General features: G+C 63.5%; 14 protein-coding genes and 2 pseudogenes. 5 read left to right on the top strand and 11 right to left on the bottom strand.

Features of this window, described 5'->3' with window-relative positions; translation table 11 throughout:
* From VZ95_RS21430 to tsaE, 3 genes and pseudogenes are all read right to left on the bottom strand, one after another.
* A pseudogene (locus VZ95_RS21430) lies at positions 1–569 on the bottom strand (double-strand break repair protein AddB); the annotation flags it as partial.
* Between the two features lie 341 nt (positions 570–910).
* A complete protein-coding gene (locus tag VZ95_RS21425) occupies positions 911–2,041 on the bottom strand; it encodes a PD-(D/E)XK nuclease family protein (RefSeq protein WP_052711416.1) in 1,131 nt (376 codons plus the stop codon).
* Positions 2,042–2,058: 17 nt separating this feature from the next.
* The gene (tsaE, locus tag VZ95_RS02360) at positions 2,059–2,547 is read right to left on the bottom strand and encodes a tRNA (adenosine(37)-N6)-threonylcarbamoyltransferase complex ATPase subunit type 1 TsaE (RefSeq protein WP_045774450.1); all 489 of its coding nucleotides are present in this window, start codon (positions 2,545–2,547) and stop codon (positions 2,059–2,061) included.
* Positions 2,548–2,691: 144 nt separating this feature from the next.
* Between tsaE and VZ95_RS02355 the strand changes: the two genes are divergently transcribed.
* Together VZ95_RS02355 and VZ95_RS02350 are read left to right on the top strand one after the other, a co-directional pair.
* A complete protein-coding gene (locus VZ95_RS02355; RefSeq protein ID WP_408606060.1) occupies positions 2,692–3,720 on the top strand; it encodes an NAD(P)/FAD-dependent oxidoreductase in 1,029 nt (342 codons plus the stop codon).
* Positions 3,721–3,787: 67 nt separating this feature from the next.
* On the top strand, positions 3,788–4,429 hold the full coding sequence (locus VZ95_RS02350; RefSeq protein ID WP_045774448.1) for an SGNH/GDSL hydrolase family protein: 642 nt from the start codon (positions 3,788–3,790) through the stop codon (positions 4,427–4,429).
* 139 nt (positions 4,430–4,568) lie between these two features.
* On the opposite strand, the gene VZ95_RS02345 is transcribed toward VZ95_RS02350, so the two are convergent.
* The 8 genes and pseudogenes from VZ95_RS02345 to VZ95_RS27835 all read right to left on the bottom strand — a co-directional run.
* Positions 4,569–6,071, bottom strand: a complete 1,503-nt coding sequence (locus VZ95_RS02345; RefSeq protein ID WP_045774447.1) for a tripartite tricarboxylate transporter permease — start codon at positions 6,069–6,071, stop codon at positions 4,569–4,571.
* Positions 6,071–6,562: a tripartite tricarboxylate transporter TctB family protein gene (locus tag VZ95_RS02340; RefSeq protein ID WP_045774446.1), complete on the bottom strand. Its 492-nt coding sequence runs from the start codon at positions 6,560–6,562 to the stop codon at positions 6,071–6,073. Before VZ95_RS02340 ends, VZ95_RS02345 begins: the two co-directional genes overlap by 1 nt.
* Positions 6,563–6,573: 11 nt before the next feature.
* Positions 6,574–6,837, bottom strand: coding sequence for a hypothetical protein (locus VZ95_RS26525; protein ID WP_232302444.1), 264 nt, complete (start codon positions 6,835–6,837; stop codon positions 6,574–6,576).
* The gene (locus VZ95_RS02335) at positions 6,821–7,543 is read right to left on the bottom strand and encodes a Bug family tripartite tricarboxylate transporter substrate binding protein (RefSeq protein ID WP_232302443.1); all 723 of its coding nucleotides are present in this window, start codon (positions 7,541–7,543) and stop codon (positions 6,821–6,823) included. Before VZ95_RS02335 ends, VZ95_RS26525 begins: the two co-directional genes overlap by 17 nt.
* A gap of 61 nt (positions 7,544–7,604) precedes the next feature.
* Entirely contained in the window at positions 7,605–8,411 is an 807-nt protein-coding gene (locus tag VZ95_RS02330; protein ID WP_045774445.1) for a citryl-CoA lyase, read from the bottom strand.
* Positions 8,408–9,115, bottom strand: a complete 708-nt coding sequence (locus VZ95_RS02325) for a CoA transferase (protein WP_408606059.1) — start codon at positions 9,113–9,115, stop codon at positions 8,408–8,410. The genes VZ95_RS02330 and VZ95_RS02325 overlap by 4 nt, the downstream gene beginning before the upstream one ends.
* Positions 9,054–9,260, bottom strand: a complete 207-nt coding sequence (locus VZ95_RS29090; RefSeq protein ID WP_408606058.1) for a CoA transferase — start codon at positions 9,258–9,260, stop codon at positions 9,054–9,056. Before VZ95_RS29090 ends, VZ95_RS02325 begins: the two co-directional genes overlap by 62 nt.
* An 82-nt stretch (positions 9,261–9,342) precedes the next feature.
* Positions 9,343–9,572: pseudogene (locus tag VZ95_RS27835) on the bottom strand (CoA transferase); the annotation flags it as partial.
* A 94-nt stretch (positions 9,573–9,666) separates the two neighbouring features.
* On the opposite strand from VZ95_RS27835, the gene VZ95_RS02320 reads away from it, so the two are divergent.
* The 3 genes from VZ95_RS02320 to VZ95_RS02310 all read left to right on the top strand — a co-directional run.
* The gene (locus VZ95_RS02320) at positions 9,667–10,773 is read left to right on the top strand and encodes an NAD(P)-dependent alcohol dehydrogenase (RefSeq protein ID WP_156994974.1); all 1,107 of its coding nucleotides are present in this window, start codon (positions 9,667–9,669) and stop codon (positions 10,771–10,773) included.
* A gap of 96 nt (positions 10,774–10,869) precedes the next feature.
* Positions 10,870–12,096 (top strand): Bcr/CflA family multidrug efflux MFS transporter, encoded by a 1,227-nt coding sequence (locus VZ95_RS02315; protein WP_045774444.1) that lies wholly within the window; start codon positions 10,870–10,872, stop codon positions 12,094–12,096.
* 4 nt (positions 12,097–12,100) lie between these two features.
* A partial coding sequence (locus VZ95_RS02310; RefSeq protein WP_045774443.1) for an FAD-dependent oxidoreductase occupies positions 12,101–13,085 on the top strand: 985 nt, incomplete at its 3' end.

Raw genomic sequence — 13,085 nt, 5'->3', positions numbered from 1 at the left:
AGCTTGTGCCCCTGCCCCGCCAGCAGCACATCGAGCCGTTGCAGCCAGCGCGACGGCACCGTCGGCGTGCCCTCCACCCGATCGGCGCGGGAGAAGATCACCGAGGGGGCCATCGCGGCTTGCACGAAATCATGGGCCGACAGGCCAATGCGCCGCTCCAGCGCGGGCAGGCCGAACTGCTGGCGCATCGGGCGCGACATCCACGGATCGCCCGGCGGCTCGGCGGGCCAGGTGGCCTCGTTGAGCCCCGCCAGAATCATTAAATCGGGCCGCGCCAGCCGCGCTTCGAGCGGCCCCAGAATCGCCAAACGCGGGTGCCGATCATAGACCTGCCGCACCGCGACCGGCCCCATGAAGATCATCAGCAATGCCGGATAATCGGACGGATTATCCAGCACCAACGTCCCGGCATTGTCGACCAGATCGGAGAGAAAATCCGCCGCCGCCTCGCCCGCCGGTCCCGCCCACAGCCGCTCTTCCCCCGGCAGCGAATCGGTCGCACAGAGGGCCTCCGCCGCCGTCAGATGCGCCAAAATCGCCGTACGGAAATTTTCGCCAACCGTCGCCATCGCGGTTTCCCACGGGCGCAGGCAGGTATCGAGCCGGTCGAGATAGGGGCGCAGAACCAGCGCATCGCGCGCCCGCCCGCTCGGGAGACAGCGCGGCCAGGGCGAGTTCGGTCGCCGCCCGCAACCCGCCGAGGCCGCCTTCCGGGCGCGGGCCGCGCAAAACGCGTTCTTCCAAAAGCTGCGCCGCGCGCCGGGCGTCAGACAAAGGCAGGCCGAGCCCCGTCAGCGGGTGCTTCAGCAACGCCAGCAGCGGGGCGGGGGCGAAAGCGTCGCGCGCGGCTTCGGCCAGCAGGCGTAGAAACACGCCGGGCACCGAGCCACTCAAGGGCTGCCCGGCAGAATCATCGCAGCGCACGCCGTAGCGCGTGAGTTCGGCGGCGACGCGGCGGGCAAGGTCGCGGTCGGGCGTAATCAGGGCGGCGGTCCGTTCCGGCGTTTCGGAGCGCTTGGCGCAGGGCGACGGCGATCATCATCGCCTCCTCCTGCGGGCTGCCCGCGTCGATGCGCGTCACGCCCGCCAGTGCGCTATCGAGATCGAGCGGCTCTGTAGGATGATCCTCCGGCGCGGCGACCGACAGTGCCTGGGCCAGCAATTGCGCGCGCGCAGGCGCGGTTTGGCCCGCGCCTGCGCAGCCTGGCCAGATTTGCACATCCGAGCGCGGCAGATCGAGCGCACTCAGCAGATCCTGCAAGCCCGCCTGCGGATGGGTCGGATGCTCCGGCAGCAGCAGCCATTCCGCCTCCGGCATCGCGGTATCGAGCCCCGGCAGGATCACATCGCCCTGGGGTAGCGACGCGATCACCGCAATCAACGCCCGCGCCGATTTCTGACTGCCCGTGGTGCCCGCGACGATCACACGGCCCGGCGGCGGGGTTTCAGCCCAAACCTGGGCTTGCAGGCGAATGAGCGTATCGCGCCGCTCAATCGGGTCGAGCGCTTGTTCTTCCGCCAGCACCAACGGCCAAGTTTCGGTAACGATGCGCAGAAAATCGAGGGTGATTTGCCAATGGTGGGCGAGGTTTTCCGGCACCAGCCGCACCAGCCCGTCGAAGCCCAACCCTTCCGCCTGGGCCTGATTCATCAGCCGCGCCAGTTCCGCCGCCAAAGCCGCCGCCCGGTCGAGCGGCAAACCGGGGTCGCGCGCCCGGATCAATTGCGCCAGCATCGCTTGACGGCGCAGCGGCGGAATCGCGGGCGGCAGGGACGCCGCAAGACTGCCAACCGCAATCGAATCGCTGAAGGTCAAATCCTCATCGTCGATATCGCCGAGCGCGCTGAAGCTCGGCAGCACCAAGGCCCGCCCCTGCGCCGCACGCAAAAACGCATCGCGGATGGTTCGGCACGCCCGGCGCGACGGCAACAGTAGGCGCAGCCGCGCGAAAGCCAGCGGGTCGCGGTCGGCCTCCGGCAACAGCCCGCGCACGAGCGCATCGGCAAAGCCTATTCCGGCGGGGATCGTATAAAGCGCCACGCTGCCCCGCCCGCCGATTAAACCTTCAGCTTCAAAAACTCAAGCCGCCCCGCCCAGGTGGCCCCGCCTTCGAGCGTGATCGTGCGTGCATCCGCCGTCGCCCCCGGCGCAAAGCTGATGACCAGCGGGTCGCGCGGCAGACCATCGCCCAGGCGCTCGGGCCATTCGATCAGAATGATCCCGCCGAAAGCATCGTCGAGCCCCAGTTCATAGGCGTCGCTGGCGTCGCGCAGGCGGTAGAGATCGAAATGAGTAATCAGGCCGGAGGGCAATTCATAGGATTGCACCAAGGTAAACGTCGGGCTCGGCACCTCAATCGGCACGCCAGCGCGCGCCTGAATAAAAGCGCGGGCGAAGGCGCTTTTGCCCATGCCGAGATCACCGCGCAGGGCAATAACATCGCCCTTATCGGCAATCGCCGCCAATTCCTGCGCAAGACTCTGAGTGGCCGCGAGGTTCGGGACGGGGATGGTGACGGAGGTGGCGGATTGAACGGTAATCTTCATGATCGCCTGAGCCTACGCGAAAAGCTAAAGAGCGCAAAGATCGCAAACCGCAATACCCCCTTGCGGCAAATCCCCAAACCGGGAGGGGTTGCATCGCAGCAAGAGCCGCGCCACTCTGCGCGCCACTGAGCGTATGACGAGAATGTGAGAAGGCTGATGACGGTTAAGACCGACGTGGTGATTATCGGCGCAGGCCCCGTGGGGCTGTTCGCGGTGTTCGAATGCGGCATGTTGCGCCTGAAAGCCCATGTGATCGACACTTTGGCGGACGCAGGCGGCCAATGCACTGCCCTTTATCCCGAAAAACCGATCTACGATATTCCGGCCCATCCTGCCATTTCCGGCGCGGACCTTATCGATAATCTGATGCAGCAGGCGGCCCCTTTCGCCCCAACCTTCCATTTCGGCGAACAGGTGATGCAACTGACCCGGACCGAGGCCGATACTTGGCGCGTCGTGACCTCGAAGGGCACCGAGCTTGAAGCGCCGGTCGTGATGATCGCGGCGGGCTGCGGCGCTTTCGGCCCGAACCGCCCGCCGCTCGATGGGTTGGAGACCTATGAGGCCACCGGCGGCGTGCAGTATTTCGTGCAGCGGCGCGAGGCGTTTCGCGGCAAGAAGGTTGTGATCGCCGGTGGCGGCGATTCGGCGGTCGATTGGGCGATTTCCTTGGCGGAAGTTGCCGCGCGCGTGCAGGTGGTCCACCGCCGCCCGAAATTCCGCGCCGCCCCAGAAAGCGCCGCCCGGCTCGATCAACTCGCGAAAGACGGGGCGATTGAGTTAGTCATTCCCTATCAATTGGCCGGGCTTGAGGGCACGAACGGCGTGCTGTCGGGCGTAATCGTGGAAACCCTGGACGGCCAGCGCCGCACCCTGGAGGCCGATCATCTGCTGCCGTTCTTCGGGCTCGCCATGACCCTCGGGCCGATTGCCGATTGGGGCTTGAACCTGGAGCGCAATCAAATCGCCGTAACCCAGGCCACCGCCGCCACCTCCGCCCCCGGCATTTTCGCGATTGGCGATATTGCGACATACCCCGGCAAGCTGAAGCTCATTCTGTCGGGCTTTGCCGAGGCTGCCTCTGCCGCCCACGCCGCCCATGCCATCGTTCACCCCGGCGAAGTAGTGCATTTCGAATATTCGACCACGAAAGGTGTGCCGGGCGGGGCGTAAACCAAAAGGGCGGCGCAAGCTAAAATTCCTCTCATACTCTTCAGCCTTAGCAGGGAAAGATACACAAATGAAAAAAACGGTTCTTTGCTACGGGGATTCGCTGACGTGGGGGACGGATGCGGCGAGCGGCGGGCGGCATGATTTTGAAGATCGCTGGCCGAGCGTGTTGCAAGCCGCGCTGGGACCGGCGGTCGATGTGATCGCGGAGGGCCTCGGCGGTCGGACAACCGCCTATGACGATGGTCTCGCAGACTGCGACCGGAATGGCGCCCGGCTGTTGCCCACCCTTCTTCAAACCCACGGTCCGCTTGATCTGGTCATCATTATGCTGGGCACGAACGATCTGAAGCCCATCATCCACGGGACCGCCATCGGGGCGCGGCAGGGGATGAAGAAGTTGGTCAGCCTTGTCCGTTTTCATGACTGGGGGCGGGCCTATAAGGCTCCTGGGATTCTCATTGTTTCTCCCCCGCCGCTTTGCGAGACGAATAACCCGCTCTTTGCCCCTTTATTTCAGGGTGGGGTGACGGAGGCTCAAAAGCTGGCGTCCCTCTATGCCGATCTGGCCGATGAACTCGGCTGCGCGTTCTTTGATGCGGGAACGGTTGCCCGAACAACGCCCGTCGATGGGGTTCATCTTGACGCGGAAAACACCCGCGCCGTTGGGCGCGGGCTCGAACCTGTCGTTCGGCGCATTCTAGAGCTTTAAAGGAGCCGCTAGTATCGTGCGTCTTCTTTGATTGGATACATTTAAGCGATCACATGCCCATTATGTGCACTATACATGAAAAATCATAACCTCATTGCCCCCCGAAGACGATTAACCAATCGTCTTCGGGGGGAAAACCTTAAAATGGCGGGTTGCGGTTTTTGCTGCGGATAATCCGCAGAATATGCGGCCCGACGACGGCAAAAACGGCAAGGCCGAGCAGAGCCGCCGAGAGCGGATGCGTGATGAACACGCTCATATCGCCCTGGGAGGTAATCATCGCCCGGCGGAACTCCTGCTCCGCCATCGGCCCCAGAATCATGCCGATAATCACCGGCGAGGTTGGGAAATCGAACAGGCGCATGAAGAAGCCGATAATCCCGATGACCAGCAGCAGCACGAGATCGATAAACGATTGGCTGATGCCATACGTGCCGATGATGGCGAACACCAAGATACCGGCAAAAAGATAAGGCTTCGGAATATGCAGCACGCGCGCCCAGAGGCCGACGAGCGGCAGATTGAGCAGCAGCAGCATAATATTGGCGATATAGAGGCTTGCAATCAGCCCCCACACCAGATCGGGCTGGCTGGTCAGCAACTGCGGGCCGGGGTTGATGCCATAGCCTTGGAAAGCTGAAAGCATGATCGCGGCGGTTGCGCCGGTTGGCAGCCCCAGGGTCAGCATCGGCACCAACACACCGGCGGCGGCGGCATTATTCGCGGCCTCCGGTCCGGCAACACCTTCGATGGCGCCATGCCCGAATTCTTCCGGCTTTTTCGACAGGCGCTTTTCGAGGAAGTAGGAGAGCAGCGTCGGTAATTCCGCCCCGCCCGCCGGCAGCGCCCCCAGGGGGAAGCCCAAAGCCGCGCCGCGCAGCCACGGTTTCCACGAGCGGCCCCAATCCTCCCGGCTCATCCAGATCGAGCCTTTGATGGCCAGAATCTCATCCTTGCTCGCCCCATGCCGGGCGGCGAGGTAGAGGGTTTCGCCCACGGCAAACAGGCCGACGGTAACGAGAATCACATTAATCCCGTCGAAGAGTTCGGGAATGCCGAAGGTAAAGCGCGGCTGACCGGACTGAAGATCAATGCCGATCATCCCCAAACCCAGGCCGAAAAACAGGCTAGTAAAGCCGCGCGCGACCGAATTACCGAGAACCGCCGTCACGGTCACAAACGCCAGCACCATCAGCGAAAAATATTCGGCAGGCCCCAACAGCAGGGCGAATTTCGTTACCACCGGGGCGAGGAAGGTCAGGCCGACCACCCCCACCGTTCCGGCAATGAAGGAGCCGATGGCCGCCGTCGCCAGCGCTTGCGCGCCCCGGCCTTTGCGCGCCATTTTATGCCCTTCGAGCGCGGTGACGATGGTGGCGCTTTCCCCCGGCGTATTAATAAGGATCGAGGTGGTCGAGCCGCCGAACATCGCGCCGAAATAAATTCCGGAGAACAGAATGAAGGCGCTGGTAGCATCGACCTGATAGGTGATCGGCAGCAGAATGGCGATGGTCAACGCTGGGCCGATGCCCGGCAAAACCCCCACGGCGGTTCCCAGGGTCACGCCAACCGCGCACCACAGCAAATGCAGCGGGGTTAGGGCAACCGAGAAGCCATGCGCGAGATTGGCGAGTGCCTCCATTAAATCAAACTTTCGATAAAGCCTTCGCCCATGCGCAAGCCGAGCAGCCGGGCAAAGCCGAAATAGGCAAGAACGACGAGCACGAACCCGATGGCGATCGAGCGCCACCAGGAGCGCGCCTCAAAACTCCGCGCCGCCCCGACGAAAACCAAGGTCGCCGTTAGAATGAAGCCGATAAAGCCGATCAGCGCCGTGCCAAGGGCAAAAGCCCCGGTGATCCATCCCAAGGAGGCGAGGTTCAGGGCAGGCTCGTCCGGGTCCGTCGCCTCGCAGGTCCAGCCCTGGCCGCGCGCTTCCCAAAGAAGCTTCAACCCGAGCACGAGCAATCCGATACCGATGCCATAGGGGAAAACTTTGGGGCCGACCTTGGCATAAAGCGGCGACGTGGGGATGGTGCCGGTCGCCCAAACGACGACCGACCCCAAAGCAAGAACCCCCACCGCAACTAAAGCCGGACCGACCGCAAACCCCAAATAAGACGGGTTGCGCATAGGAACTTCCTTTAGGCGAGGCCGATTTTCTTCAACGTATCGGTCACGCGCTCGGTTTCCATTTTGATGAAGCCGTCGAACGCGTCGCCCGCCAGGAAAATATCGGTCCAATCGCGCTTTTTCAGTTCGTCCTGCCAGCCTTGGGATTTCACCATCGCCGTGACCAGATCGATCATCTCTTTCTTCTGCTGCGCGCTCACGCCCGGCGGGGCGAACACGCCGCGCCAGTTGAAGAATTCCACATCGACGCCCTGTTCCTTAAAACGTCGGAACATCGAGGCCCGGAATGCGCTTGTCCGACGAAATGCCGATAGCGCGCAAATTGCCCGCCTTGATCTGCTCGACGAACTCGCCGAGGCCGGAAATCCCGCAGGTGACTTGATTGCCGAGCAAGGCCGCTTGAGCCGGGCCGCCGCCTGCATAGGCAACGTAAGAAATCTTGGTCGGGTCCGCGCCCACCGCCTGCGCCACCAGCGCCGCGATAATATGATCGGTGCCGCCAGCCGAACCGCCCGCCCAAGTGACTTTCGCCACATCGGCTTTAAGTGCCGCCGCCAGATCCTTCATGGTCTTCAGCGGCGAATCTTTCGGCACCACGATGACTTCCGCTTCCCCGGTGAGGCGGGCGATGGCGGTAACATTGGTCAGATTGAACGGCGTCTTATTGGCGATAATCGCGCCCATCATGACGAGGCCCGAAATCATCAGCCCGTCGCCCTGGCCCTTCCACTGATTGATGAACTGCGGCAGGCCAACGGTGCCGCCCGCGCCGCCGACGTTGGTCACTTGCGCGCTGCCAATCAGATTGGCCCCGCGCAGAACCTGTTCCATCGTGCGAGCGGTTTGATCCCAACCGCCGCCGGGCGCGGCGGGAACGAACAGGCGGACCTGCTTCATCTGCTGCGCCAGCGCGCTATTGCTCAGCAGCGGCAGCAGCGCGGTCGCCCCGGTCATCATCAGCATATGGCGTCGTGTAAACATGGTTTCCTCCTGTTATTGTTATGCGGCAGTTTATGGCGCTTTTTCCGCAATGCCAGTATTTTTATTCCGGCGTGCGCTGTGGATTTCCCGTATAGGTCCAGCGCCAGCCTTTCGGCAAAGGCCCCTTGTTCCGCCCGCCCTGCTGCGATTGCTCAAAGGCATGGGCCAGCACGCCGACCGAGCGGGACAGAATGAATAATCCACGGCATAGGGGCGCTGGAAAACCAAGTTCGCCGAAGATGACCGCCGTCGCCCCGTCGATATTCATCGGAATTTTCCGGCCTTTGGCGTCTTCCAACGCTGCTTCCACGGCGCGGGCGACGGTCGCAAGCCGCCCGGAGACGGTTCCCGCCGCTGCCGCCGCATCAACTAGCGCCAGCAGTTTAGGCGCGCGCGGATCGATAGGATGGAAGCGGTGGCCGAAGCCGCCGATCTGGGTTCCGGCGGCGAGCGCTTCGGCAACCGCCGCTTTGGCAGCGGCGGGAATATCGCCCTCGGCGCGGGCAAGGATACTCTCGTAGAAAGCCAGCGCCTGTTCACCCGCGCCGCCGTGCACATCGCCGAGCACATTCACCGCGCTTGCCATCGCACTATTGATGCCGATGCCGCAGGTCATCGCCATGCGGGCGATAGCGATGGAGGGGGCTTGCGGGCCGTGATCGACCCCCGCCACCAGCGCCGCCCCAAGCAACTCGGCTTGCGCCGGGGTTGGCAGATCGCCGCGCAGCATCAGCCAGATCATCTCGACGAAGCCGATGGTGCCGATCAAATCCTGAATGGCGTAGCCCCGGAAGCGGATCGACCCCGGTTCCATCTCGATAATCTCGGTCTGCCACCAGTTTTCGGCTTTTTCCTGATCGGGCGTCATGGGGTCAACTCCGCCAGAATTTCGGCGCGATGCGCGTCGAGCCGGGGCGGTGGACGGTCGGGCCGAGGCGCCTCCCCATCGACGCAAAAGCCGCCGCGCACAGTGGAAACGGTACGGTCGAGCCCGATTTGCGCGCCGTCGAACTCAGTCACCATCGCACGCCCCACCGTTTGCGGATGGGTGAGGATGGCGGGTACGCTCAGCACTTGGCCTGCGGGAACGCCAACGGCAATCAGCCGTTCCTCCCACGCGGCGGCGGATTGCGCGGCCAGCGCCGCTTCCAATTCCTGCGTCAGCGCCGCGCGGTTTGCCAGCCGGTCGGCGCGTTTGGCGAAGCGCGGATCGGTCAGCCAATCCTCCCGCCCGACCTGTTTCGCCAGGGCTTCGAATTGTTCGGCCTTATTGGCGGCGATGTTCAGTAGGCCATCGCCGGTGCGGAACGTGCCGGACGGGCTGGCGGTAACATTCTCATTGCCCATCGGCGTGGGCGTTTTTCCGGCGATGAGATGGTTGGAGACCGCCCAGCCCAGGGCGGAAATCGTCGACTCCAATAAGGAAACATCCAAGAAGCACCCCCGACCGTCGCGCTGCCGCCGAACCAGTGCGGCGGCAATCGCAAAGGCCGCGCTAAGCCCGCCAAGGCTATCGCAGATCGGCACACCAACGCGCAACGGAGCCGTCTCCGGCGTTCCTGTCACGCTCATTAAGCCGGAATAGCCTTGAATGATTTGATCGTAGGCGGGGGCGTTTTTGCATCGGGCCGGTCGCGCCGAAGCCGGAAATGGCGCAATAGATGAGGCCGGGATGATGCTCGGCCAAGCTGGCCTGCCCCAGGCCGAGCCGGTCCATCACGCCGGGGCGGAAGTTTTTCGACCAAAACATCGGCGCTGGCCACCAGCCTTAAAAATACGGCGCGGTCCGCAGGGTCTTTCAAATTCAGCGCGATTGAGCGTTTTCCGGCGTTCTGCGCCAGAAAAGACGCCCCCATCAAATCATCGTTCAGCGCCGCATCGGCCCCCAATTGCCGCGCCAGATCCCCCCTCCGGGGGCTTCGACTTTGACAATATCCGCGCCGAGCAAGCCCAATTGATAGGCGCAATAGGGGCCGGCCAGCACATTGGTTAGATCGAGCACACGCACCCCGGCCAAAAGATCGATCATCGGGCGTCTCGGCGGGGCCGGGCGGGGGAACGCGGGCGACATAACCAAAAATCAACTCCCCTTCTTGAAATTTTATTTCGTTGCGGGAAATCTCATGCCCAATCGCGTCGCCCGTCAAGTGCCCTCCATGCTAAAACCAACGCACCGCGCGCTCGGCGTCGGCGGTTTAACCAATAAACAACCTCAGAGTGAAACTCGCCGCATGAAAGCCGCCACTTACCGCCGCTATGGCCCGCCTTCGGTTGTCACGGTCCGCGACTGGCCCGATCCCGTGCCCGCCCCTGGCGAGGTGTTAGTGCGCATCGAGGCGGCGGGGCTAACGTCCGGTGATGCTCGAATTCGCGCCGCGCGCGCCCCCGGTGGCCTAGGCCTTTTCCTTCGCCTCGCCTTTGGGGTCACGCGCCCACGCCGCCCCATCCTGGGGCGCGAGTATGCGGGACGCATCGCTGCATGCGGGGCCAATGTGACCCGGTTTAGCGTCGGCGATGCCGTCTTCGGCATTACCGACGGCATGACCCTCGGGGCACATGCCGACTATGTGGCCGTCAAGGCCGATGGGTTACTCTATTCCCGCCCCGATAGCCTGCCCCCCATCGAAGCCGCAACCTTCTTTTTCGGCGGGCTAACGGCGGCCGATTTCCTTCTGGATCAATGCTCGCTGCAACCGGGCGAGCGACTTTTGATCGTCGGCGGGACCGGAGCGGTTGGCTCGGCCGCCATCCAGATCGCGCGCCATTCTGGTGCCCATGTCACGGCGCTAACGCACGCCGACAATCTCCAATTAGCGCGTGATCTTGGGGCACATGAGGCGCTTGACTACCGCATCGCCTGCGAGCTCAGCGGATATAATGTGATTCTCGATGTCCCAGGAGTGATGCCACAGGCATTGAACGCGCTGGCCCCCGGCGGACGCTTGGGGTTGGTGACGGCGACGTTCGGACAAATGATTCGCGCCGCCCTCCGCCCAAACCAAACCAATCAACGACGGCTCTGCGCCTCCGTTATCCAAGAAACGCCCCAAGCAATTGCCCGTCTTATCGAGCTGCACCGGGTGGGAGGCTACCGTCCGCTCGTGGGCGAAAGCTTTCCTCTCGCCGAAATCCACCACGCCCATGCGCGCGCCGATAGCGGCCATAAGCGCGGAAATTTGGCGGTTCTCATGGAGACGCTGCCCCCGCAAGACGCCCCCTACGCTCCGTGAACGATCTGCTTGCGGCGCGGGGTCTGGGGCGCATCGCATTCCCGCCTTGCCGGAAAACCGCTTGTCCGCCCGCACTTAACCCCGCTAACTGGTTGCATGGATAACCAATCGCCCGCCACGGTCGCCGTCGCCCCGAAACCCCTGCCCTTTCCCCTGCTGGCCACCGTGCTCGGCTTGATGTCGATGTTTGGGGCGATTTCCATTGATATGTATCTTCCGGCCCTGCCCGCACTGGAAGCGGCATTACAGGCCGAACCCGCAGCGGTGCAAATGACCCTCGGCGGCTTTTTGCTCGGCTTCGGCTTGGTACAACTGCTCTTCGGCCCGCTCTCCGATAGCATTGGTCGCCGCCCGGTGGCCCTAGGCGGCATTCTGCTCTATGTCGTCGGCAGCATCCTGTGCGCCACGGCAGAGACGGTTGAACTTCTAATTCTCGCCCGCCTGCTTCAGGGCCTCGGCGCGTCCGCCGGGCCAGTGATGGCGCGGGCGATGGTGCGCGATTTGTATAGCCGCGACGAATCGGCCAAAATGTATTCCATCCTGATGCTGCTGATGGGGGCCGCGCCGATGATTGCGCCGGTCGCGGGCGGGCAGTTGCTGGCCTATTTCGACTGGCGGGCGATTTTTTGGGCACTGACGGCTTTCGGTATCCTCTGCCTGATCGTCGCCGCCGTCTTCGCGCCGGAAACCCTGCCGCGCACGCGCCGCAGCCGTGGGTCGATCCACACGGCGCTACACCATTACCGCGACCTGCTGCACGCGCGCCGGTTTCTCGGCTATAGCCTAACCTTGGGCTTTATTTTCGCGGCCATGTTCACCTATATCGCCGGAACGCCGCACGTTTACATCACCGTCATGGGCGTGAGCCCGCAGCATTTCGGCTATCTTTTCAGCGTGAATGTGGTCGGGATGATGGCGCTCTCGGCGTTGAATAGCCGGATCGTGACCCGCGTCGGGGCCGACCGAATGCTGACCTACGGTCTGCTGCTCACGCTGCTGGGCGCAACCGTTCTGCTGATTAACGGCGTTGGCGGATTTTTCGGCTTGGCCGGAATCGCCGTTCCCCTCTTCATTATGCTCGCCTCCATCGGCTTGATTGGGGCGAATGGCACCGCCGGCGCGCTGGCGGCTTTTCCGCATATGGCGGGCGCGGCCTCGGCCCTTGCGGGGGTCTTGCCCTTTGTCGTCGGAACCGCGTCGGGGTTCGTACTCGGCCTGTTTCACGATGATTCGGCGCGGCCAATGGCGATCATCATGTTTATTCTGGTGGTTTTAGGCCTTCTCACTCATCGTCTCTTGGTTGTGCCCTCCAAAACGAGCTAGCCCTATGCCCAACCGCGCCGCCACTCCCCTCGCTATTGCCGTGATTGGGGCAGGGATCGGCGGCCTGGCCTCGGCGTGTTTTCTCGCGGAAAGCGGGCATCGGGTAACGCTGATCGAAGCCTTCGCGCAGCCGAAACCGCTGGGATCGGGCCTGCTGCTGCAACCGATCGGCCTTGCCGCGCTCTCAGTACTGGGGCTCGACCGGCCCGTGATCGCCCAAGGCAGCCGGATTTCCAATCTGTATGGACGCGCGGTCGGTGGAAAGCTGACACTGCTGAACGTGCGCTACGATGCGCTCGCACCGCATCTTTTTGGCATCGGCACGACGCGCGGCGCTTTGTTCGAAACGCTCTATCGGGCCGCGCAAGACTATGGCCTGCCGATTGAAACCGACGCGCCCGTGCAAACCCTGGAGGGGCTTGAGTTGAACGGCCCCGGCGTCACGGTCGTTACCCCCCGCCAGCGCTTCGGCCCCTGCGATCTGGTGATCGATGCCAGCGGCACCAACTCCCGCCTGCGCCCGCAGTTTGCCGAAATTCGGCGCGACCGGCCTTACCCGTTCGGCGCGCTCTGGGGCTTGGTCGATCTCACCGGAACCGGCTTTGCCGCCGACCGACTCGACCAGCGCTATGACCGTGCCCGCCATATGATCGGCGTTCTGCCCGTCGGGCCGCGCGCCGACGGCACAGGGCTGCGCGGCGCATTGTTCTGGAGTCTGCCGACGCAGGATTTCGACCGTTGGCGCGAAACCCCGCTGGCGGTTTGGCGCGACGCGGTGCGCCGCCTGTGGCCGGAAACCGAACCGCTCCTCGCCCAGATCACCGAGCACGATCACCTCGCCCGCGCGGCCTATAGCGATGTGGTGCTGGCGCGGCCCGATGCCGGGCGCTTGCTGTTTATCGGCGATGCCGCCCATTGCACCAGCCCGCAACTCGGGCAAGGCGCGAACCTCGCCCTGCTCGACGCGCTGGTGCTCAGCCGGGTTCTGG

The organism is Elstera litoralis (genome assembly GCF_000963705.1).
Taxonomy (GTDB): domain Bacteria; phylum Pseudomonadota; class Alphaproteobacteria; order Elsterales; family Elsteraceae; genus Elstera; species Elstera litoralis.
This window is presented reverse-complemented; position numbering and strand designations above follow the sequence as displayed.